At 62.6% G+C, this 21,000-nt stretch carries 19 protein-coding genes; 10 read left to right on the top strand and 9 right to left on the bottom strand.

Translation table 11 applies throughout. The features are described 5' to 3' along the window. Positions 1-85: 85 nt before the first annotated feature. The 3 genes from AC0R79_RS20165 to AC0R79_RS20155 all read left to right on the top strand — a co-directional run bounded on the left by AC0R79_RS20165 (position 86) and on the right by AC0R79_RS20155 (position 2,257). Positions 86-985 (top strand): LysR family transcriptional regulator, encoded by a 900-nt coding sequence (locus AC0R79_RS20165; RefSeq protein ID WP_474731462.1) that lies wholly within the window; start codon positions 86-88, stop codon positions 983-985. Positions 986-1,077: 92 nt separating this feature from the next. Continuing rightward, complete coding sequence (locus AC0R79_RS20160) at positions 1,078-1,941, top strand: DUF2242 domain-containing protein (protein WP_474731461.1); 864 nt, start codon at positions 1,078-1,080, stop codon at positions 1,939-1,941. A gap of 127 nt (positions 1,942-2,068) precedes the next feature. Beyond that, a complete protein-coding gene (locus AC0R79_RS20155; RefSeq protein ID WP_139834508.1) occupies positions 2,069-2,257 on the top strand; it encodes a hypothetical protein in 189 nt (62 codons plus the stop codon). 4 nt (positions 2,258-2,261) lie between these two features. Here AC0R79_RS20155 and AC0R79_RS20150 read toward each other — a convergent pair whose 3' ends face one another. Next, on the bottom strand, positions 2,262-3,302 hold the full coding sequence (locus AC0R79_RS20150; RefSeq protein ID WP_474731459.1) for an AraC family transcriptional regulator: 1,041 nt from the start codon (positions 3,300-3,302) through the stop codon (positions 2,262-2,264). 3 nt (positions 3,303-3,305) lie between these two features. Continuing rightward, on the bottom strand, positions 3,306-4,436 hold the full coding sequence (locus tag AC0R79_RS20145; protein ID WP_007951551.1) for a nitrilase-related carbon-nitrogen hydrolase: 1,131 nt from the start codon (positions 4,434-4,436) through the stop codon (positions 3,306-3,308). A gap of 204 nt (positions 4,437-4,640) precedes the next feature. On the opposite strand from AC0R79_RS20145, the gene AC0R79_RS20140 reads away from it, so the two are divergent. Further along, the gene (locus tag AC0R79_RS20140; protein ID WP_179694384.1) at positions 4,641-6,680 is read left to right on the top strand and encodes an oxidoreductase; all 2,040 of its coding nucleotides are present in this window, start codon (positions 4,641-4,643) and stop codon (positions 6,678-6,680) included. A gap of 41 nt (positions 6,681-6,721) precedes the next feature. After that, positions 6,722-7,630, top strand: a complete 909-nt coding sequence (locus tag AC0R79_RS20135; RefSeq protein ID WP_474731456.1) for a 1-aminocyclopropane-1-carboxylate deaminase/D-cysteine desulfhydrase — start codon at positions 6,722-6,724, stop codon at positions 7,628-7,630. Here AC0R79_RS20135 and AC0R79_RS20130 read toward each other — a convergent pair. From AC0R79_RS20130 to AC0R79_RS20120, 3 genes are all read right to left on the bottom strand, one after another. After that, entirely contained in the window at positions 7,627-8,181 is a 555-nt protein-coding gene (locus AC0R79_RS20130; protein WP_085608334.1) for a cytochrome b, read from the bottom strand. The genes AC0R79_RS20135 and AC0R79_RS20130 overlap by 4 nt on opposite strands. Positions 8,182-8,377: 196 nt before the next feature. Next, the gene (gene phnX / locus AC0R79_RS20125; protein WP_474731455.1) at positions 8,378-9,205 is read right to left on the bottom strand and encodes a phosphonoacetaldehyde hydrolase; all 828 of its coding nucleotides are present in this window, start codon (positions 9,203-9,205) and stop codon (positions 8,378-8,380) included. Between the two features lie 57 nt (positions 9,206-9,262). Then, the gene (locus tag AC0R79_RS20120) at positions 9,263-10,372 is read right to left on the bottom strand and encodes a 2-aminoethylphosphonate--pyruvate transaminase (RefSeq protein WP_474731453.1); all 1,110 of its coding nucleotides are present in this window, start codon (positions 10,370-10,372) and stop codon (positions 9,263-9,265) included. Between the two features lie 113 nt (positions 10,373-10,485). Between AC0R79_RS20120 and AC0R79_RS20115 the strand changes: the two genes are divergently transcribed. Next, on the top strand, positions 10,486-11,346 hold the full coding sequence (locus AC0R79_RS20115; protein ID WP_474731452.1) for a LysR substrate-binding domain-containing protein: 861 nt from the start codon (positions 10,486-10,488) through the stop codon (positions 11,344-11,346). Here AC0R79_RS20115 and AC0R79_RS20110 read toward each other — a convergent pair. Beyond that, positions 11,316-12,215: a LysR family transcriptional regulator gene (locus tag AC0R79_RS20110; RefSeq protein ID WP_474731450.1), complete on the bottom strand. Its 900-nt coding sequence runs from the start codon at positions 12,213-12,215 to the stop codon at positions 11,316-11,318. The genes AC0R79_RS20115 and AC0R79_RS20110 overlap by 31 nt on opposite strands. Positions 12,216-12,507: 292 nt before the next feature. Between AC0R79_RS20110 and AC0R79_RS20105 the strand changes: the two genes are divergently transcribed. Both AC0R79_RS20105 and AC0R79_RS20100 read left to right on the top strand, forming a co-directional pair. Next, positions 12,508-13,833: an MFS transporter gene (locus AC0R79_RS20105; protein WP_007951542.1), complete on the top strand. Its 1,326-nt coding sequence runs from the start codon at positions 12,508-12,510 to the stop codon at positions 13,831-13,833. A 67-nt stretch (positions 13,834-13,900) separates the two neighbouring features. After that, entirely contained in the window at positions 13,901-15,298 is a 1,398-nt protein-coding gene (locus AC0R79_RS20100; RefSeq protein ID WP_474735160.1) for an FAD-dependent oxidoreductase, read from the top strand. A 3-nt stretch (positions 15,299-15,301) separates the two neighbouring features. Here the strand turns inward: AC0R79_RS20100 and AC0R79_RS20095 are convergent, their stop codons facing one another. After that, the gene (locus AC0R79_RS20095) at positions 15,302-16,708 is read right to left on the bottom strand and encodes a type VI secretion system Vgr family protein (RefSeq protein ID WP_474731448.1); all 1,407 of its coding nucleotides are present in this window, start codon (positions 16,706-16,708) and stop codon (positions 15,302-15,304) included. Between the two features lie 220 nt (positions 16,709-16,928). On the opposite strand from AC0R79_RS20095, the gene AC0R79_RS20090 reads away from it, so the two are divergent. After that, positions 16,929-17,633, top strand: coding sequence for a YebC/PmpR family DNA-binding transcriptional regulator (locus AC0R79_RS20090; RefSeq protein WP_007951538.1), 705 nt, complete (start codon positions 16,929-16,931; stop codon positions 17,631-17,633). A gap of 38 nt (positions 17,634-17,671) precedes the next feature. On the opposite strand, the gene AC0R79_RS20085 is transcribed toward AC0R79_RS20090, so the two are convergent. Next, complete coding sequence (locus AC0R79_RS20085; protein ID WP_375747479.1) at positions 17,672-18,985, bottom strand: leucine-rich repeat-containing protein kinase family protein; 1,314 nt, start codon at positions 18,983-18,985, stop codon at positions 17,672-17,674. Positions 18,986-19,046: 61 nt separating this feature from the next. Beyond that, on the bottom strand, positions 19,047-20,180 hold the full coding sequence (gene zapE / locus AC0R79_RS20080) for a cell division protein ZapE (RefSeq protein ID WP_474731446.1): 1,134 nt from the start codon (positions 20,178-20,180) through the stop codon (positions 19,047-19,049). A 287-nt stretch (positions 20,181-20,467) separates the two neighbouring features. Between zapE and AC0R79_RS20075 the strand changes: the two genes are divergently transcribed. Then, the gene (locus tag AC0R79_RS20075; protein WP_474735158.1) at positions 20,468-20,977 is read left to right on the top strand and encodes a Csu type fimbrial protein; all 510 of its coding nucleotides are present in this window, start codon (positions 20,468-20,470) and stop codon (positions 20,975-20,977) included. Positions 20,978-21,000: the final 23 nt, after the last annotated feature.

Below are 21,000 nucleotides of genomic sequence, written 5' to 3'. Positions count from 1 at the left end.
TAGGGTAGGGCGCTGCACATTCGGGAAAAACAGGTTAGGGTTCCGAACATCTCGGACAAGAATGTCGTGAATCAGGGAGAGATGAATGGATAGCCTGGGCAGTATTTCGGTGTTCGTGCAGGTGGCGGAAACCCGCAGCTTTACCGAGGCCGGCCGCTTGCAGGGCGTGTCTTCGTCGGCGGTCGGCAAAAGCATCGCCCGCCTGGAAGCACGGCTCAATGTGCGGTTGTTTCACCGCACCACCCGCAGCATCACGCTGACCAGCGAAGGCGCGCTGTTTCTGGAGCGTTGCCGCAAGATTCTGGCCGAAGTGGAAGCGGCGGAGTTTGAACTGTGTGACGCCGCAGCGGCGCCTCACGGCAAGTTGCGGGTCAGCCTGCCGCAGGTGCATGACCTGGTGATGCCGGTCATGAACGAGTTCATGGCGTTGTACCCGCAGATCGAACTGGATCTGGACCTGACCGATCGTATGGTCGATGTGGTTGAAGAAGGCTTCGATGCGGTGATCCGGACGGGTAAACCGCGAGATTCGCGACTGATGGCACGACCGTTGGGCGAGTTTCACATGGTGTTGGTGGCCAGTCCTGCGTACCTGCGCGAGCGCGGCGAACCGCTGACCCCGGCCGATCTGGCGGAGCACGACTGCCTGCGCCATACGTTTCACGCCACCGGCAAACTGGAGTCCTGGCCGTTCAAACGCGAGGAGGGCGCTCCCGAGCCGACCTTGCCAGCACGCCTGGTCAGTACGTCGATCGAAGCCGTGCGGCATGCGGCGCTGGCGGGCATGGGCATCGCATGTCTGCCGGACTTCATGATCCATGAAGCGCAGCAGCAGGGTCGCCTGCAGCGCGTGCTGGAGGAGCATCTGGAGCACGTCGGGCAGTTCTGGGTCCTGTGGCCATCAAGCCGGCATGCAACCGCCAAATTGCGCGTGTTCATCGATCATTTATCGGCGCGACTTTTTCCTGTCGCCCATGACCGGTAGAGTTGTAACTGTTTTAAGACACTAATCCATACGCCGCGGGGCAGCGATCTGTTGCACAATACGCCCCGGACCGTTTTCCCTCAGGATGTTTAATGTTGAATTCTATTCCCGTGCGTTTCATCGGGTTGGCGTTGTTGCTGACCGCCGCTGCCGGCTGCTCCAAGGACAAGCCTATCTACGAGCATGAGAATTTCGACGACTCCGGCACCTTTTCGCGCAATTACCCGGTGACCGACACCGCCAGTTGCGAAGCGGCCCGCCGAGCGTTGCTCAGCCAGGGCTACATTATTACCAGCAATGACCCGAAACTGGTCAGCGGGCACAAGAGCTTCCAGCAGACCGGCGAAACCCACTTGGAGATCAGCTTCAACGTGGTGTGCGCCGATGATGGCAGCGCCGGCCATCACGCCACCGTGTTCGCCAACGCACTGCAGGACCGCTACGCGCTGAAGAAGACCAACAACTCGGCCAGCCTTGGGGTTGGCGTGTTGGGCTCGGTCTCGATGCCGATCGGCTCGTCTGACGATTCGATGGTCAAGGTCGCCAGCGAAACCGTGTCGTCGCAGAAGTTCTACGAGCGTTTCTTCACGCTGGTCGAGCTGTTCCTGCCGGCCGATGCGAAGAAAGCCGCCCACATCACCGAAAAGCCGAAGACCGATCTGGGTGTGCCGGAAGCCAAGCCAGCGCCGGCTCCGTTGGCTCCAGCCCCTGCGGCTGAACCGACCCCGGCCCCAGCGCCGGCCGCCGAGCCCGCTGCGGCACCGACGCCAGCGCCTGCAGAAGCGACCCCGGCCAGTTCCGAGCCGGTAGCACCGCCGGCCGAAGCCGCGCCGATCACCCCGGCACCGGTTACCGAGCCTGCGCCCGCGACGGAAACCATCACGCCGCCGGCCAACCCGACGGACATGCCGCCGCCCTCCGAGCCGATTCCGGCCATGCCTGCCTCCGGGCAGTAAACTTAACGCCACGCCTCCGACCCCTGTCGGACGCGTGGCGTTTTGTTGTCTCCCTTGAGCTTCTTCCTGCAAGCCCCGTCGAAAAATATCCCGCGATAAATTCCTGACTGCCTGCTACGTTTATTTCATGAAGGACGCGTTTCATTTTTCCTTCACACGGGCACTTTATGCTCGAGGCACTGGTCATTTGTTCCAGGCCATTTCAAGCAAGCGTCAGGGGGATTACGCAATGGATGACTATCAAGAAGAACTGCTCGAATTCCAGGCTTACGAACTGGATTCACCAGAGCCTGCGGAAGACGCTACCGAGCTGTAAGGCGTCAGCCTGTCTTGCGGTGACTGCGGCGAAATTCGCCCGGTGTCTGGCCGTTCCAGCGCTTGAAGGCGCGCTGGAAAGCTTCGGCCGAAGCAAACCCCAGCAGGTAGGCGATTTCACCGAATGCCAGTTCGGTGTCGCGGATGTAGGTCATCGCCAGATCACGGCGGGTGTCATTGAGGATCGCGCGAAACTGCGTGCCTTCTTCGGCCAGCTTTCGCCGTAACGTCCAGGTCGGCAGCTTCAGGCGTGCCGCCACTTCTTCCAGATCCGGTTCCCGGCCACCATTGAGCAAAGGCCCGAGCAATTGCGTGATGCGTTCGCGCAGGCTGCGGGTGCGGGTCAATTGCTCGAGTTCCCGTTCACACAAACCGAGCAAATGTTTCCAGGTGCTGGGGCAATGCTCCGGGTTGCGTTGGGCCAGGCTGGTGAGGCCCAGGCGCAGTTGATTGTGTTCGGCGCCGAACTGGATCGGGCATTCGCCGAGTACGGCATAGGCGTCGCGATAATCCGGACTGTCGAACTCGATTTCGATCCGTTCGGCGCGCAACGGCTCGGGGCTGACACTGGACAGCTGATGCAGCCAGCCGGCAATGATCGAATCCACCACAAAGCGGTTGTAAGCGTTGTACGGGCTGATCGAGTAGAAGCGCAGCCAAGCACCGCTGGCGTCCTCGTGGAAACTCGACTGGCCGCGATAGTTGGAGCCGTACAACGGTTCGAAACGAGTCAGGCAGCGGGCAGCTTCACGCACGGTCGGCGCCTGCGCGGCAGTCACGCCGGCCAGCCCGGCCTGACTCAAGCGACTGAGTTGGCCCATGCGCAAACCCAATGCCGGATCGCCGGTCAGCTGGATCGCGCCATGCCCCAGGCGCATGTAGCGCGGGATCGACAGACGCGCCCCGGCTTCGGCCAGTCGCGCGGCATCCAGGCCGTACTGTTCGAGCAATGGCAGCGGATCGATGTCATGGCTGCGCACGGCATCGGCCAGGCTGTGGACGAAGCCCACCGACAGATCCCCGAGACGCATCGGCTGCGGTTTCATGGGTTACAACCAGAGGTTCAGCAGGCGCGCGCCGCGGGCTTCGCTGTCGGCGAATTGCTGGCCGTTGCTGCTGAGGAAACTTTGCCCGGAACTCGGTTTGTCCCAGAACTGCCCGCGCAGGAACACACTCATACCGGCCAGCGCCTTGCTGGCCGACGGTTGCGCGGTCAGGGTCAGTTGGTGCCAGGCCTGGCCTTCGCTGACGTCTCCTGGTTTCAGGCTGACCGAGTCCGGCACGCTCAAGCCCTTGTAACCCTTCCACGGTTGATCCCACACGCCATGACCGACGACAAACGCAGGCACCGCGATCAACTGTGCGCCTTGTTCGTCGAGTTTGCGGTAGTTGTCCGGATACCAACTGTCGCTGCCGATCAATACGCCGAGGCGTCCGGCCGGGGTGTCGATCACATTGATCCGGGAAGCTTCGCGGGTGCCGGATGGCTCGTCCTGATCGAAGATCGGACGCATCTGCCGTTGTGGCTGGCCGAGCGGGGCGCCATCGCGGCCAAACACAACGGTGCTGTTGTACAGCGCACCACTGCCGGCCTTGAGCCGGCCATCGGTGATGTTCGGTTCAGGCAGCACGATCGAGCCGGCCACCAGGGTGATGTGGAATTCCTTGGCCAGACCGCCGAACAGCGCCTGATAGTCCTTGGCCATGTCCCGGGACTTCATGCGCAGGTGCGCGTCATCCAGACGACTGCTGCCCTTGGCGGTGAGCCAGGCGCGAGCAAATTGCACCGGATTGCTCGCGGCCAGCCAGTTCATCGCTTCGGCGAGGGTGGCGGCCTGGTACAGCTCGTCTTTCTCGCCGCTGATCATCAGCCAGGTGCCGACATGTTCCGGCAGGATGACCACGGTTTTTTCATTCAACAGCCCTTGGTCCTGCGCCTGCTGCAGATAGGCGGCGAGCTTGCGGTGCAGGCGTTCGGGGCTTTGGTAGTCGGTGGGGAACAGCTCGGGCTGGATGCCCAGCAGGTTGCCACGGTCGGCGGGCGTGCCCTGATCGACCGCGAGTTTGATCCGCAGGTCCGACAGGTAATGACCGGCCGGGCGGTCAGCCGCCCACATGGCGTAGAAGGTGAGCGCGGCGATGAGCGCCATGGAAAAAGTCAGGTACAGAAGTTTGCGCATGAAATCCAACAACAACCGGGTACAGGGTGTGCGGACAGGGTAGGGCGCCAGCCCCGGCTTGCCAAGGGGCGCTGCGCATTTGGATCAATAACTTGTCAGTTACGGTCATTGAGTGACAGCGATGCGACTCCTAATCTGTCGAACATGACTGACGGGGGACGCAGAGCTCCCGCATTTTCCGTGATCGCTGCTGTGGAGTTAACGATGACCGCCACTCAATACCCGCACCTGTTGGCCCCGCTGGACCTGGGATTCACCACGCTGCGCAACCGCACCCTGATGGGCTCGATGCACACCGGCCTTGAAGAGAAGCCGGGTGGTTTCGAACGCATGGCGGCGTACTTCGCCGAGCGTGCCCGTGGCGGCGTGGGCCTGATGGTCACCGGCGGTATCGGTCCGAACGACGAGGGCGGCGTGTACTCCGGCGCGGCCAAGCTGACCACCGAGGAAGAAGCGCTCAAGCATCGCATCGTGACGCGCGCCGTGCATGATGCGGGCGGCAAGATCTGCATGCAGATCCTCCACGCCGGCCGTTATGCCTACAGCCCGAAACAGGTTGCACCGAGCGCCATTCAGGCGCCGATCAACCCGTTCAAGCCCAAGGAACTGGACGAGGAAGGCATCGAGAAACAGATCAGCGATTTCGTCACTTGCTCAGTACTGGCCCAGACCGCCGAGTACGACGGTGTGGAGATCATGGGCTCGGAAGGTTATTTCATTAACCAGTTCCTCGCGGCCCACACCAACCACCGCACCGACCGTTGGGGCGGCAGCTACGAAAACCGCATGCGCCTGCCGGTGGAAATCGTTCGCCGTGTGCGTGAAGCGGTCGGCCCGAACTTCATCATCATCTTCCGCCTGTCGATGCTCGACCTGGTGGAAGGCGGCAGCACCTGGGAAGAAATCGTCACCCTGGCCAAAGCCATCGAGCAGGCCGGCGCGACCATCATCAACACCGGCATCGGCTGGCACGAAGCGCGGATCCCGACCATCGCCACCAAAGTGCCGCGTGCGGCGTTCAGCAAGGTCACGGCCAAGCTGCGTGGCTCGGTGAATATCCCGCTGATCACCACCAACCGCATCAACACCCCGGAAATCGCCGAGCAGATCCTCGCCGAAGGCGATGCCGACATGGTTTCGATGGCGCGGCCGTTCCTCGCCGACCCGGACTTCGTCAACAAGGCTGCTGAAGGCCGCGCCGACGAAATCAACACCTGTATTGGTTGCAACCAGGCCTGCCTGGATCACACCTTCGGCGGCAAGCTCACCAGTTGCCTGGTCAACCCGCGTGCCTGCCACGAGACGGAACTTAATTACCTGCCGGTCAAGCAGATCAAGAAGATCGCTGTGGTCGGTGCCGGTCCTGCGGGTCTGTCCGCCGCCACCGTGGCCGCCGAGCGCGGGCATCAGGTGACCTTGTTTGATTCGGCCAGCGAAATCGGTGGCCAGTTCAACGTCGCCAAACGTGTGCCGGGCAAGGAAGAGTTCTACGAAACCCTGCGTTACTTCAAACGCAAACTGCAGACCACCAACGTCGAGGTGTGCCTGAACACCCGCGTTGACGTGGCAAAACTGGTCGAAGGCGGTTACGACGAAGTCATTCTGGCGACCGGCATTGCGCCGCGTCTTCCGGCGATTCCGGGCGTCGAGAACGCCAAAGTGCTGAGCTACCTGGATGTGCTGCTCGAGCGCAAACCGGTCGGCAAGCGTGTGGCGGTGATCGGCGCCGGCGGTATCGGTTTCGACGTCTCGGAATTCCTCGTCCATGAAGGCGTGGCCACCAGTCAGGATCGCGCCGCGTTCTGGAAAGAGTGGGGCATCGACACCCATCTGGAAGCCCGTGGTGGCGTGGCCGGGATCAAGGCTGCACCGCACGCACCGGCGCGCGACGTGTTCCTGCTGCAACGCAAGAAATCCAAGGTCGGCGACGGTCTGGGCAAGACCACCGGCTGGATTCACCGCACCGGTCTGAAGAACAAGCAGGTGCAGATGCTCAACAGCGTCGAATACCTGAAGATCGACGACGAAGGCCTGCACATCCGCATCGGTGAGACTGGCGAGCCGCAAGTGCTGCCGGTGGACAACATCGTCATCTGCGCCGGCCAGGATCCGCTGCGCGAGCTGCACGACGGTCTGGTCGAAGCCGGGCAGAACGTGCACCTGATCGGCGGCGCCGATGTGGCGGCCGAGCTGGATGCCAAACGTGCGATCAATCAGGGTTCGCGTCTGGCCGCCGAGCTCTGATCCACCCTAGAATGCCGGCTCTTTGCACAGAGCCGGCCTTCATGTTTCTGCCTCCCACCGACTGGCTGGCCCCAGCCCCCCTCGAACCGCTTGATCTGGACTGGCTCACCGCCGCCGGCATTGACGTCGCGATCCTGCGTCTCGACCGGATCGATCCGCTGATCAGCGGCAACAAGTGGTTCAAACTCGTCGAACACCTGAAAGCCGCCGACCGCGCGGGTGCCGAAGGCATCATCAGCCTGGGCGGTGCGCACTCCAATCATCTGCATGCACTGGCGGCTGCCGGCAAACGCCTGGGATTCGCCACGGTCGGGCTGTTGCGCGGGCATCCGCAAGACACGCCAACGGTCAGGGATCTGCAGGATTTCGGCATGCAGTTGCACTGGCTCGGTTATGGCGGTTATCGGGCGCGGCATGAGCCGGGGTTCTGGCAGCCTTGGCTTGCGCAATATCCGACGCTGCATCCGGTGCCCGAAGGGGGTGGCGGTTTGCCGGGCGCGCAGGGTTGCGCGTCATTGAAGGAGCAGGTCAGTCAACAACTCGGCAAGCTCGGCTGGGACGACTACCATGGTTGGTGGCTGGCCTGTGGCACGGGCACCACCCTCGCGGGATTGGTGTTGGCAGAGGCCGGACAACATGCGGTGTACGGCGCAATGGCCGTGCCCGACGATCACGGCGTCGCGGCGAATGTCGAGGCGATTGTGGGCAAGGCTGGAGGCTACGAACTGATCGACGCCAGCCGTGGCGGTTTCGCCAAGGTCGATCCGGCGCTGCTTGAATTCATCGTGCAAACCGAACAGGCCAGCGGCATTCCCCTAGAACCGCTGTACACCGGCAAAGCCTTGCTGGTGCTCAAACAACAGATTGAGGCGGGCCGCTTTGCCCGGGGGTTGCGCTTGATCTTCGTCCACACCGGCGGCTTGCAGGGCCGGCGCGGACTCGACGGTTAACCCTGGCTGCGCTTAGGCATCATCCGCAGCAGCGTGTTATCGCGCACCACGTAATGGTGATAGATCCCCGCCAGCGCATGCAGGCCGATCAGCCAGTAGCCGATGGTGCTGATCAGCACATGCCAGTGTTCAACGTCTTTGGCGAACGCCTTGTCTTCACTCACCAGCAACGGCAGGTCGAAACCGTAGAACATCACCTGATGACCCTCGGCGCTGGTGATCAGCCAGCCGAGGATCGGCATGCTGATCATGAACAGGTACAAGGCCCAGTGCATCAGGCGTGCGAGGGTGGTTTGCCATTGTGGCGAGGCCGGGAAGATTTTCGGCGCCGGGCCCAGGCTGCGGGCGAAAAGGCGAAACCAGACCAGCACGAACACGGTCAGCCCGAGCATGTAATGCACTTCGCGGATCAGCGTGCGACCGCCGCTGCCCTTGGGAAACAGCCCGCGCAATTCCATGCTGGCGTACACCAGCACCAACAGCACCAGCATCAGCCAGTGCAACAGGATCGACACGGTGCTGTAACGGGATTCGGAATTTGTCCACGGCATACGGCGTTCCTCACGGTTCAGGGCTCAAGCGTGCCGTTCTGCGACGGCATGCCTTAACTGTAATCCCCTTTGGCGCGTTTGCCCGAGGCTAAAAAAGCTTTCACTGAGCTGAGTCAGCGATTTGACTGAAAACACCCATAAAAAAACGCCAGTGTCGGGCAGACACTGGCGTTTTTGTTTGCCGCGATGGTTGCAATCAGCTGCTTTGCGGCATCTCGCCGTAGGCCAGGCGCTTGTTGATGTCGGCGATCACTTCCGGCAGGTCGCTGATGGTGTCGATCATGTAGTGCGGGCGCGAACCTTCGAACAGCGCGTGAATGCGTTTGCGCTCACTGGCCAGCGCGTCGCTGCCCAGTGCGCGATAGCCTTCGTAATCCAGGCCCAGCGCGTTGCCGGAGCAGATCAGCGCCACGGTCCACATCCCGGCGCGACGGCCTTCGAGAATCCCCGGTACGGTGTCGTCAATCTTCACGCAGGCGGCGACATCGTCGATGCCCAGCGCAATCACGTTGGCGAGGGCCTGGGCAGGCCATGGGCGGCCATTCGGCACTTCGTCGGTGGCCACGACGTGGTCGGCGATGTAGCCGTTGGTGGCGGCCAGTGCCACGACCTTGTCCATCACCTGCTTCGGATAACCCGAGCAGGAACCGATCTTGATCCCTTGCTGACGCAGGTTGGCGATGGTCTCCAGAGCGCCGGGAATCAGCGCCGAGTGCTCGGCGATTTTCTCGATCTGCAGCGGCATGAAACGGTTGTAGATCGCGGTCACGTCATCGTCGGTCGGGGTGCGGCCGAACGCCTTGCGATAGCGCTCGGCAACCTGCGGCTGATCGCACAGGGTACGGATGTGATCCCATTTGCCCATGCCCATCGGGCCACGGGCTTCTTCGATGGAAACCTGGACGTCGAACTCGGCGAAGGCTTCGACGAAGATCTGGGTCGGTGCGAAGGAACCGAAATCGACCACGGTGCCGGCCCAGTCGAGGATGGCGGCTTGCAGCTGGGTTGGGTTGTTGTAGTTCATGTTGGTCAGAATCCTGTGTGGGCAATGCAATTCAAATGAGGGAGCGGGCCGGGTGAATCAGATGTCGAGCACTTCCATCTCGCGCAGCACTTCACCCACCGCCGCGACGGCTTCGCGCATCTGCGCCGGGGTGACGTGGCCGATGCAGCCGACGCGGAAGGTTTCGACCTGGGTCAGCTTGCCGGGGTAGAGGATGTAACCCTTGGCCTTGACCCGTTCGTAGAAGTCCTTGAACTGGTAGCGCGGATCTTTCGGTGCGTGGAAGGTCGCGATGATCGGCGCCTGGATCGCAGCAGGCAGGAAGCTGCGCAAGCCGAGTTTGCCCATCTCTTCCATCAGCGCCTGGCAGTTGGCGGCGTACCGTGCATGCCGTGCTGGCAGGCCGCCTTCTTCGTTGTATTGCAGTAGCGCTTCATGCAGCGCGGCGACCACGTGGGTCGGCGGGGTGAAGCGCCACTGGCCGGTCTTCTTCATGTAGTTGTGCTGGTCGAACAGGTCCATCGCCAGCGAATGCGAATTGCCGGCGGCTGCGGCCAAAGATTCCTTGCGGGCAAACACAAAGCCCATGCCCGGTACGCCTTCCAGGCATTTACCCGATGCGGCGATCAGCGCGTCGAACGGGACTTTTTGCGCATCCACCGGCAACGCGCCGAACGAGCTCATGGCATCAATGATCAGGCGTTTGCCGTGCTGCTCGACGACCTGAGCGATCTCCGGCAGCGGATTAAGGATGCCGGTGCTGGTTTCGCAGTGGATCAGCGCGACGTGGGTAATGTCGCTGTCGGCACGCAGCAGGCGGTCGACGTCGGCGGCGGTGGTCGGTTCGTCTTCAGCGGTTTCAAAGGTGCTGAACGAGCGGCCGAGCACTTCGCAGATTTTCGCCAGACGCTTGCCGTAGGCGCCGTTGATCAACACCAGTACCTTGCCGTCGCGGGGAACGAGGGTGCCGATCGCGGCTTCGACGGCGAAGGTGCCGCTGCCCTGCAAAGGTACGCAGTGATGGCTGTCGGCGCCGTTGAGGATCGCCAGCAGTTGTTCGCACAGGCTGGCGGTCAGTTGGTTGAAGCGGTCATCCCATGAACCCCAGTCGACCATCATCGCCTGGCGGGTGCGGGCCGAGGTGGTCAACGGGCCGGGAGTGAGCAGGATGGGTGCGGCAGTACTCATTCGTGTGTCCTCGCGATAGCGCTGTGGGATGAAGCTACGGGGCATACGTTGCAATTCGGCGGATCATCAATCAAATTGTTTGTTGTTATGCCAGCCATCAGTGAGGGTTATCCATGAACCTGTTCCAGCTCCGCGCCTTTGACGCCGTGGCCCGGGAAGGCAGCTTCACCCGTGCCGCCGCACGCTTGTTCATCAGCCAGCCGGCGGTCACCGGGCACATCAAGGCGCTGGAGGAGCATTACCAGATCACCCTGTTGCGACGGACGGCGCGCCGGGTCGAGCTGACGGAGGAGGGCACCAAACTGGCGGCGATCACCCGGGCTATGTTCGGCATGGCAGAAGAGGCGCAGGCGCTGCTCGAAGCCAATCGGCAATTGCTGACTGGGCGACTTGAGGTGGCGGCGGACGGCCCGCACATGGTCATGCCGATGCTCGCCAGCCTGCGGGCGCGCTATCCGGGGATCACGGTGAATCTGCGGTTGGGCAATGCTCAGGAAACGTTGGCGGCGTTGTTGTCCGAGCACGCTGATGTGGCGGTGCTGACTGAAGTCGAGCCGCGCAAAGGGCTGCATCTGCAAGCGCTGAGCGAATCGCGGATCTGCGCGCTGGTGCCGGCGGGGCATCCGTGGGCGACACGTTCCGGCGAGGTCAGGCTCAAGGAGCTGGATCAGGTGATCATGGTGTTGCGCGAGCCGAGTTCGATTACCCGGCGCACGTTTGATCAGGCCTGTGCGCAGTCATCCGTTAATCCACGGGTGTTGCTGGAACTGGACAGTCGCGAGGCGGTGACGGAAGCGGTGGCGGCTGAGTTGGGAGTTGGTGTGGTGTCATCGGTTGAGGTCAGTCATGACCCTCGTGTCGTCGCGATTCCCATCGCGGGAGAAGGGCTGGTGAACCGGCACATGATCGGCTGCGTGGAGCGGCGGCGGGAGTTGCGCTTGATTCAGGCGTTTTTCGGGTTGGCCCCGTTCTGAACAAGACTCTCGCGCACCATCTCGAGAAACGTCGCCACCACACGCCGCGAACTCTGCTCGCGCAGGCACACCAGCGTTTCGGTCAGCCGCCGGGTGCAATCGGTGATCGGCAGCGCGCAAACCCGTGAGTCCGCGCCAAACTCCGCCGCCGACACCACGCCCACGCCAATCCCCACCACCACCGCTTCCCGCGCGGCTTCTCGACCTTCGACCTGGATCGCCGGGCGGATGCGGAAACCGGCGCGGGCCATTTCTTCTTCCAGGGTCTGGCGGGTCACCGAGCCGTGTTCTCGCAGCACCAGCGGCGTGTCGTCCAGATCTTCCAGGCAGATCGATTCACGCTCGGCCCACGGGTGATGGCGCGAGACAAACGCCACCATCGGGTCATTGCGCAGCGGCACGCACAACAAACGTTCATCGCTCACATCACGCCCGAGCAGCGCCAGATCAGCCTGATAGTTGAACAGTCGAAACAGCGATTCATCGGTGTTACCGGTCTCGATCTTCACGCTGATCCCCGGGTAGCGCTCACAAAACCGGGCGATCTGCGGCAGCACATGCACCGGGGCATCCACCGCCAGAATCAGGCTGCCGGTCTGCAAGGCCTGAGATTCCTGCAACAGCTCCTGAGCTTCGGCCTCGACCACGAACAGACGCTGGGTGATCGCCAGCAAGCGCTCGCCGAGATCCGTAAGGCGCACCGAGCGCTTGTTGCGATGGAACAGCAACACACCGAAGCGTTCTTCGAGTTTGCGCACCTGGTCGGAAATCGCCGGTTGCGTCAGATAAAGCCGCTCGGCGGCCTTGGTGAAGCTTCCGTGCACGGCCACGGCGTGAAAGGCTTTGAGCTGGGCGTGGGAAACAGACATCTCTGCTGGCTCCTCATTTACAGGCGGAGTTTAGTAACAAGCTGAGCTTATTTGTGAAATACGATAAATCGATTTTATTTATTAAACAGTAATTGCTTTGATCGGCTCACGCCAACGCTGACTGCCCGGTCGGGCAGCGACGCTGGCCATGAGCCTGTGCGTGCAACACCAGGACTCATCTGACCGGTATCGCCGAAGGGACGGGGTGATATCGCAGTGCTCAACAATAAAAAACACAGGCGTTTACTCATCGATTCTGCCGGCACACTCACACACTGAGGTCAGAACCACAATGAACAAGCACATCGGCACCATTGCGCGTTGGCGCATGCAGATCTTCGCTGTCACCTGGCTCGCTTACGCCGCGTTCTATTTCACCCGCAAAGCCTTTTCGGTGGCCAAACTGGGCATCGCCGAAGACCCGAGTTTCACCCTCGACAAAATGGCCATGGCCAACCTCGATGCGATTTACCTGGCGGCCTACGCCATCGGCCAGTTCACCTGGGGCATGCTCGCCGACCGCTTCGGCCCACGTGTCGTGGTGCTTGGCGGTTTACTGATTTCCGCCGCCGCAGCGTTGGTGATGGGCAGTTTTGCAACCTTGCCGATCTTCGCTACCTGCATGCTGATTCAGGGGCTGGCGCAGTCCACGGGATGGTCGGGGCTGTGCAAGAACCTCGGCAGTTTCTTCCCCTCCGAACAGCGCGGGCGAGTGCTCGGGTTGTGGAGTTCCTGTTATGCATTCGGCGGTCTGGTGGCGTCGCCGTTCGCCGGCTGGTGGGCTTACACGCTGATCGGTTCGTGGCACGCGGCGTTCATTTCCAGTGCGGCGGTGGTCGCGGTGGTGGCGGTTTTGTTTTTCATCTTCCAGCGCGACAAGCCGGAAGATGTCGGTCTGCCGGCCGTGGAGCCGGAGCCGGTCATCAGCGCCGAAGAGGCCGAAGCCAACAGCAAACTCAGCGTCTGGGAGCCACTCAAGGAAATCCTGCGCAACCGTACGGTGCTGGTGCTGGGTCTGGCGTACTTTCTGCTGAAACCGGCGCGTTACGCGATTCTGCTGTGGGGCCCGGTTATCGTGTTCGAACAGATGCCCTCGGTCGGCAAGGTCGGCGCGGCGATCATTCCCACCGCGTTTGAACTGGCCGGGCTGCTGGGTCCGATCATGATCGGCCTAGCCTCGGACAAATTGTTCGGCGCCCGACGCATGCCGGCCTGCGTGTTGAGTCTGCTGGCGCTGACCGTGACCCTCGCGCTGTTCATGGGCGCCTTGCACACCGGCAGCGTGATGTTGGTGGTGGCACTGTTGTTCGTCATGGGCCTGACCCTGTACGGCCCGGACTCGATGATCAGCGGCGCGGCCGCCATCGATTTCGGCAAGGCCAAGGCCGGCGCCACGGCGGCGGGATTCGTCAACGGCTGCGGCTCGGTTGGTGCGGTGCTCGGTGGGTTGCTGCCGGGTTACTTCGACTCGGTGACGGTGTTCATCGTGTTCGCCGGTTGTGCGCTGTTCTCGGCGCTGGTGCTGATTCCGCACTGGAACAGCCGCCCGGTCGGTGTCATGGAACCGCGTGCCTACGTGCCCAATCGCGCCCTGACCATCAAACCCCTGCGTAACTGAATAAACCCTGCCTCGCGGCCTGCTGCGGCGTTCGCGGCAGGCTGTGCCGTGGCCGATTGACTGGAGAATTTTCATGAGACCGTTTTGGCTGGAGCAGGCTTTGCAGCTCGACACGTCCGAACCTTGCCCGCCGCTGCAAGGCGATGTGCGCACCGATGTGTGCATCGTCGGCGGCGGTTACACCGGGTTGTGGACGGCGATCATGCTCAAGCAGCAGAACCCCGAACTCGATGTGTTGCTGATCGAAGCCGACATCTGCGGTGCCGGCGCCAGTGGGCGCAATGGCGGCTGTGCGCTGTCATGGTCGGCGAAGTATTTCACCCTCGAGCGGCTGTTCGGCGTCGAAGAAGCGGTTCGGCTGGTCAAGGAATCGGAGCGCAGCATCCACGCCATCGGCGAATTCTGCGAGCAATACGGCGTCGATGCCGATTACCGGCTCGATGGCACGCTTTACACCGCCACCAACCGCGCGCAATGCGGCTCGACCGATGCGGTGATTGCGGCGCTGGAGCGCAACGGCATCAACTCGTTTACCCAGCGGCCGGTCGCTGATGTACAGCGCATGGCCGGATCGGCAAAACACCTGGAAGGCTGGTTCTCGCCGGCCGCCGCCAGCGTGCAGCCGGGCAAACTGGTGCGCGGCTTGCGCCGGGTGGCATTGCAACTGGGCGTGCGGATTCATGAAGGCACGGCGATGACCGGGCTGGAGGAGGGCCGTCCGGCGCGCCTTCACACGGCGAACGGCCGGGTGACTGCCGACCGCGTGGTGCTGGCGATGAACGCGTGGATGGCCCGCGCTTTTCCGCAGTTCGAGCGCAGCGTGGCGATCGTTTCCAGCGACATGCTGATCACCGAACCGCGTCCGGATCTGTTGCAGGAGATCGGTTTGACCAGCGGCGTCACGGTGCTCGATTCGCGGATTTTCGTGCACTACTACCACAACACCCCGGACGGCCGGATCATGCTCGGCAAGGGCGGCAATACCTTCGCTTACGGCGGGCGGATGCTGCCAGTTTTCGACCAGCCCTCGCCCTATACCGGATTGCTCAAACGCAGTCTCGATGACTTCTTCCCGGCGTTCGCCGATGTGAAAGTCGACGCAACCTGGAACGGCCCCTCGGATCGCTCGGTCACCGGCCTGCCGTTTTTTGGCCAGATGAGCGCCAGCGGCAACGTGTTCTACGGTTTCGGTTATTCCGGCAGCGGCGTTGGGCCGTGCCACATGGGCGGGCAGATTCTCGCTTCGCTGGTGCAGGGCCTCGACAACCCGTGGACGCGCTCGCCGCTGGTCAACGGGCCGCTGGGTTACTTTCCGCCGGAGCCGATTCGTTACCTTGGCTCGCTGATGGTGCGCAACGCCATTCGCCGCAAGGAGCGCGCCGAGGATCACGGTCGGCGGCCCGGGCACCTTGATGTGCGTCTGGCGAAATTCGCAGCGGCGGCGGGCAAGGCCGACAAAGGTTGATCGTCAGCGCGGCGGGGCGGAGCGGTTGAGCAGCCAGTCGAGCAGGAGGTCGTCGTCGGGCTCGGTTTCTGTGGGCTGCGATGTTCGCGGGCGGGAGGCGTCGAGGCAGAGGATTGGCCGGTCGGGATCGCTGTCGAGAAAACTCACCCAGACCTCGCTGCCGGCGCAGGGCAGATTTTCCCGAGGCAGGCCGCCGCCGGCATGGGGCATGACCACTGGCAACCACAGTCCTTCGCTGGCGCTGGCATCAGGTTGGTCAGGCCATAACTGCACGGCGATCCGCCCCTGATCGTCCACCTGCGCCGGTTGCCCCGGCGCGCCGAGCACTTGCGCCGGCTGATACCCCGGAATGCCTGGGCGCGGCTGTTTCGGCGGCGGGCGAAACGGGCTCGACCAGGGCAGTGCCGTGAAGTCGTTGTGATAGCGGCGAACCGTCGGCACTGGATCGAGAATCGAAGGTTGCTGGCCTTGATGACGCAGGTCGGTGATCAGCCACTGCTCGTTGAACGCGTTTACCGGGTGATCCATGACTTGCAACAGACGCCCACTGAGCAGTCGCGGACAATCGCTGCGGCCCTGAATCGAGCGCGACCGGCAGCGTTGGCGTTCCAGCAAGCGACGACTGCGCTGGGCCGCGTGACGTTGCGCAGTCGGCAGAAATCCCGGTGGGGCGACGGCACCGCCCAGCGTGTGATTGGCAGCCTCCTGGCCCGTAATCGAATGCCCTCGCTCACGCACGCCGGCAGGAATCTGAGGCAGCACCGCCTCATGGCGCTGGAACAGGCTGCTGAGGCCGGTTGCCGGCGCATCGATCTGCGTGTTGAAAGCAATCGCCGTCGGTTGCTGCGGCAGGCTCAGGCTGTCATCGGCGAACACCACCACATGGCCGTCCGGCTGATGTTCGAAGTGATAGTGGATGCCTTCCTCTTCGCAAAGCCGTTGCAAAAAGGCCAGATCGGTTTCCTCGTACTGAATGCAGAACGGGCGCGGCGGGTAATGGCCGACGGTCATATCGATCCGGTAGCTGTGGGCCGGCAGGTGATGTTCGCTGAGCAGTTGCTCAAGGATGGCCGGCACGTTCAGTTGCGTGAAGACCCGGCGTACGGGATGTTGCTCCAGCGCTTGCAGATGCGGCATCAGCACCAGTTGGTAGGCGATACGGTGCGTCGCGCGGTGTTCGCAACTGGCGCTTTGAATGATGCCGTGAATCCCGTGGTCGTCATCCAGATGCAGAAACACCGCCTGATGCAGCAGCGTGCCGGGTGACCAGGCGGGCGCCAGGCCCATGACTTCGATTTCGAACCGATAGGGCTGATTCAGCGCTTCATGACCGCTGAAGCGCAGGACCGGCAGGCTTATCCCGCCTTCGGCCAGGGTCAGCGAAAACGGACTTTCCTTGTCATTGAGCATTCGGGCGGGCTCTGTTCAGGCAATACGGGCCACAGAGGGTACGAAAACGCGACGTCGAATGGACGTGGCAAACTGGTTTTTCAGAATCGCCCTACAAGGCGCGTAGAAGATGTCGATGCGCATCGGAATTTTTGGTCGATTGCCGACTTTAGGCCGTATAAACTTGGCGCCATGCGTCGGCCAATAGATGTCTCGGCGCCACAGATCAAGAGAGTGAGTAATGGGCGCACAGTGGAAGGTTAAACACAAAGAAGCGGCAGCCAACGCCAAGGGCAAGATCTTCGGCAAACTGGTGAAGGAAATCACCATTGCTGCGCGTAACGGTGCCGATACCGCCACCAACGCACACCTGCGTCTGGTGGTCGAACAGGCCAAGAAAGCCTCGATGCCCAAGGAAACCCTGGACCGTGCCATCAAGAAGGGCGCTGGCCTGCTGGGCGAAACCGTTCAGTACCATCGCGTAACCTACGAAGGCTTCGCGCCGCATCAGGTGCCGCTGATCGTCGAGTGCGTCACTGACAACATCAACCGCACCGTGGCGGAAATCCGCGTGGCGTTCCGCAAGGGCCAACTGGGTGCATCCGGTTCCGTTGCCTGGGACTTCAACCATGTCGGCATGATCGAAGCGTCGCCGGACACCCCGGACGCCGATCCGGAAATGGCCGCGATCGAAGCCGGTGCCCAGGATTTCGAGCCGGGCGAAGAGGGCGCGACCCTGTTCCTGACCGACCCGACTGACCTGGACTCGGTGCAGAAAGCCCTGCCGGAGCAAGGCTTCACCGTGCTGTCGGCCAAACTCGGCTACCAGCCGAAGAACCCGGTCAGCGGCCTGAGCGACGAGCAGATGGCTGAAGTCGAGGCGTTCCTCGAAGGCCTGGACAACCATGACGACGTGCAGGACATGTTCGTCGGTCTGGCCGGCTGACACACCAGAAAATCGCAGCCCTCGGGCTGCGATTTTTTTCAGGCGTCCTGCAACGCCTGGCTGATTTCGCCGAACCCCGGCCGCGCCAGCACGTCCGGCTGACAGCAGCGCTGTTCCAGGGTTTCCAGCACCTGACGCTGTTCATCGCTCAACCCCGAGTCGATGCGCGTCAGCAGCTCCCCCAGCAAAATCCCGAACGCCCGCACTTCGAGGCGTTGCAGCGCGCGGGTTTCAGGCGTATCCGCCGTGGCATGGAACGACGCCGCGCCAAAATCCCCCAGCAGACAATCGCCCTGATCGTTCAACAGAATGTTGTGTCCGTAGAGATCGCCATGGGTGATGCCGTGACGGTGCAGATGCCCGGCGACCGAGGCGATGCCCCGGGCAATGCGCAGCGCAACGTCGGCACTGAAGCGGCAATCATCGGCATACACATCCCGTGAACAGGACGCCAGGCTCGGCAGCCCGGCCAGGTTGCGGTAGCTCGGATCGATCAACTGCATCACCAGGCCCTGCTGGCCGTCGGGATGCTGGTCGATGCGGCCTTCGACGCGGATCAGGTTCGGGTGCAGCCCGGCGGTGATGCACGCGTTCATTTCATGCAGCGGCGAGCCGTCGCTGGTCATCTCGCCCTTGTACAACTTGACTGCCACGGGCGTGGCGGGCTGATTCGCGGGTTGCCACTGCGCCCGGTAAATGACCCCGGAAGCGCCTTCGCCCAGCCGTTGCTCCAATTGCAGCGCCGACCAGTCGATCAGGGGCGCTTTGTCGAGGGCGGCGGCATCGGCTTCGGTTTCCAGCGGATTGCCGGCGTAGGCCAGCCAGGTCAGGCTCGGCAGGGTCAGCAACCATTGTGGTAATTTGGTCAACTGGTTGGCGGCGATGCGGATCAGCTCCAGCCGATGGCACTGGCTCAGTGACGGCGGCAGGGTGCGCAGGCGATTGCCGGCAAGCATGAGTTTTTGCAGCAACGGGCGCTCGCCCAGTTCCGTGGGCAGGGTTTCGATGGCGTTGTCGGTGAGGATCAGCCAGCGCAGATTTGGCGGCAGCGCCGCGCCGGGCACCTGAGTGATGCGGTTGGCCTTGAAACCGATCATCGTCAGCGCCTGGCACTGGCCCAGGCACGCCGGCAATTGGGTGAACTGATTGTCGGAGCAGAACAGCACGCGCAGACGCGTCAGACGGTGCAAGTCATCCGGCAGGCTGCTCAGGGCGTTGCCGCTGAGGTTGAGCACTTCCAGCGTGTCGGCCAGGTTGAAAATCTCCGGCGGAAATTCGCTCAAGCCTTCGGCCAGATCCAGCCGGGTGATGCCCGACAGTTCGCCGGCGCGCAGTTGTGCAAGGGTGTGCATGAAAAGGATCGCTATCGAGAAGGCGCATGGCGCCGGAAATGGGCCGCATGATAACGGCAAATCAACCCGGTTCGTGCACTTCGCGCAGTTGTCCGAGCCGGCTGCGGGTGCGGGCCAGATCGATCGCCTGGCCGCCGAGGCTTTCGTGCAAGGGGAGCTGGCCGAGCAGGGTCAGGTGTTTGTCCTGATCGTAGAGCACGTCGATCAGGTTGATGAAGCGTTGCTGGGCGGCGATCGAACATTCGCCCAGTTCCGACAGTTCGTCGATGATCCAGTGGTCGAAGCGCCGGCACAGTTCCAGATAATCCATCACGGCCGTGGGCTGTTCGCAGAGGTCGCTGAAGGTGAAACCGACGCGCCTGTCTTCGCACAGCCGCGCCTGCAAATGGCGGCTGCCGACCGCCAAGGGCAACGGCGCGGCATCGAGGGGCGGCAGGTTCAACGCGAGGCGCTGCGCCGGGGTGGCCGGCCAGACGTAATGGCCCTGGGTGAACAGCTGATGTGAATGCCGACGCGCCTGGCTGCGGTAATCGTGCGGACCACCAACTTCCATGACCTGCATGCGCGCATTGATAAGGTCGATCACCGGTTTGAACCGCGCGTGGTACAGCGGGTTGGGCAGCAAGCCTTCGGGCGGGTAGTTGGAGGTCACCAGCAACAGGATTCCGCGCTTGAACAGCGCCTTGAACAGGCGGGTGATGAGCATCGCATCGCCGATGTCATGCACATGAAATTCATCGAAACACAGCACCCGACAGTCCGTCAGCAACGCGTCGAGGGTGACGGCGAGGGCGTCGTCGCGGTCGCGGTGCTCGAACATGCCTTGATGCAACTGGGCGAAGAACCCGTGGAAATGCAGACGGCGCTTTTGCTGGATCGGCAGCGCCTGGAAGAATCCGTCCAGCAACCAGCTCTTGCCGCGCCCGACCGCTCCGTGCAGATACAGGCTGGGCGGAGTCTGCGCAGGGGTGCCGAACAAAAGACCGGCCTGATGGGCCATGCAATCGATGACCCGCTGCTGGCTGTGGCTGAGGGTGTAGCCCTGGCCATGGGCCTTTTGCCGGAAATAGTCACGTACCGATTGCGCGCTGGCGGCGCACTGGCCCGCGCTTGTAACGGAGCGTTTGCCGAAGAAATGGCGCAAGGCTGACCAGCGCTGGGTCAGACGCGAACGGTCGGGCGGTCGGGCGGGCACTGCAATCACTCCGTCATCATCGGGCCGGCTCCCCCCGAGCGCGGCGGGGTAGTTTAACCAGACGGGTAGTTTTGCTTCCACTGCGCTTTATCGTTTTTCCGGAGAGCAATCTGCGGCGTGTACAGGATTTTTCAACACTTTAAATCGACGTGTTGCCAACCTTTCGAAACAAATCCCGGCGGCTGACTGGATCCAATCGACTGGCGCAATCGGCGTCCGTTGCTAACCTGAAACACTGTAACGACAGAGACGCTGTCGCCATCAAGGAACGGGCGGTGAATGCAGGGATGGTCTGGGCATTGCTGGGCGGGCTCGCGGTACCGGTCCACGCCGCCGACCTTCAGGTCGAGGTGCGGGTCGATGTGCAGCGCGGTTGCCAGTTGATCGGCCAGCAACGCGAGGCCGGTATCGAACAACTGGGCGTGCTCGACTTCGGCACCACGGCGCGGCTCGGCGACCGGGACGGGCCACTCGGTGCGGCGCTCACGAATTCGCGCCTGCCGCGTCTGGAATGCAACCCGGACACCCCGTACCAGTTGCGCGTCGATGGCGGCCTGCACGGTGGCGTCGGCGGGGTGCGCTACATGGCGGGAGAGGCCGGCAGCAAGCCGATTCCGTATCGCCTGTATCAGGACGCCGCGCGACGGGTGCCGCTGGTGGTGGATGTGCCGGTCAGCGGCCGGGTGCCGGACAGCGGCACGGTGGACTTGCCGTTATACGGGCGGATCGAGCGGATGGCCGAAGTGCCACGGGTCAGCCGGTATTCGGATCTGGTGAAGGTGACGGTCACCTGGTGATCGCGGAGTTTTTCAGCCATTCG

The organism is Pseudomonas sp. HD57-3 (genome assembly GCF_056113135.1).
This window is presented reverse-complemented; position numbering and strand designations above follow the sequence as displayed.

What these genes read in the sequence shown, in the direction of transcription:
- AC0R79_RS20165 (WP_474731462.1), top strand. Translation starts at nt 86, where the DNA reads ATGGATAGCCTGGGCAGTATTTCGGTGTTCGTGCAGGTGGCGGAAACC.
- AC0R79_RS20160 (WP_474731461.1), top strand. Translation starts at nt 1,078, where the DNA reads ATGTTGAATTCTATTCCCGTGCGTTTCATCGGGTTGGCGTTGTTGCTG.
- AC0R79_RS20155 (WP_139834508.1), top strand. Translation starts at nt 2,069, where the DNA reads ATGAAGGACGCGTTTCATTTTTCCTTCACACGGGCACTTTATGCTCGA.
- AC0R79_RS20150 (WP_474731459.1), bottom strand. Translation starts at nt 3,302, where the DNA reads ATGAAACCGCAGCCGATGCGTCTCGGGGATCTGTCGGTGGGCTTCGTC.
- AC0R79_RS20145 (WP_007951551.1), bottom strand. Translation starts at nt 4,436, where the DNA reads ATGCGCAAACTTCTGTACCTGACTTTTTCCATGGCGCTCATCGCCGCG.
- AC0R79_RS20140 (WP_179694384.1), top strand. Translation starts at nt 4,641, where the DNA reads ATGACCGCCACTCAATACCCGCACCTGTTGGCCCCGCTGGACCTGGGA.
- AC0R79_RS20135 (WP_474731456.1), top strand. Translation starts at nt 6,722, where the DNA reads ATGTTTCTGCCTCCCACCGACTGGCTGGCCCCAGCCCCCCTCGAACCG.
- AC0R79_RS20130 (WP_085608334.1), bottom strand. Translation starts at nt 8,181, where the DNA reads ATGCCGTGGACAAATTCCGAATCCCGTTACAGCACCGTGTCGATCCTG.
- phnX (WP_474731455.1), bottom strand. Translation starts at nt 9,205, where the DNA reads ATGAACTACAACAACCCAACCCAGCTGCAAGCCGCCATCCTCGACTGG.
- AC0R79_RS20120 (WP_474731453.1), bottom strand. Translation starts at nt 10,372, where the DNA reads ATGAGTACTGCCGCACCCATCCTGCTCACTCCCGGCCCGTTGACCACC.
- AC0R79_RS20115 (WP_474731452.1), top strand. Translation starts at nt 10,486, where the DNA reads ATGAACCTGTTCCAGCTCCGCGCCTTTGACGCCGTGGCCCGGGAAGGC.
- AC0R79_RS20110 (WP_474731450.1), bottom strand. Translation starts at nt 12,215, where the DNA reads ATGTCTGTTTCCCACGCCCAGCTCAAAGCCTTTCACGCCGTGGCCGTG.
- AC0R79_RS20105 (WP_007951542.1), top strand. Translation starts at nt 12,508, where the DNA reads ATGAACAAGCACATCGGCACCATTGCGCGTTGGCGCATGCAGATCTTC.
- AC0R79_RS20095 (WP_474731448.1), bottom strand. Translation starts at nt 16,708, where the DNA reads ATGCTCAATGACAAGGAAAGTCCGTTTTCGCTGACCCTGGCCGAAGGC.
- AC0R79_RS20090 (WP_007951538.1), top strand. Translation starts at nt 16,929, where the DNA reads ATGGGCGCACAGTGGAAGGTTAAACACAAAGAAGCGGCAGCCAACGCC.
- AC0R79_RS20085 (WP_375747479.1), bottom strand. Translation starts at nt 18,985, where the DNA reads ATGCACACCCTTGCACAACTGCGCGCCGGCGAACTGTCGGGCATCACC.
- AC0R79_RS20075 (WP_474735158.1), top strand. Translation starts at nt 20,468, where the DNA reads ATGGTCTGGGCATTGCTGGGCGGGCTCGCGGTACCGGTCCACGCCGCC.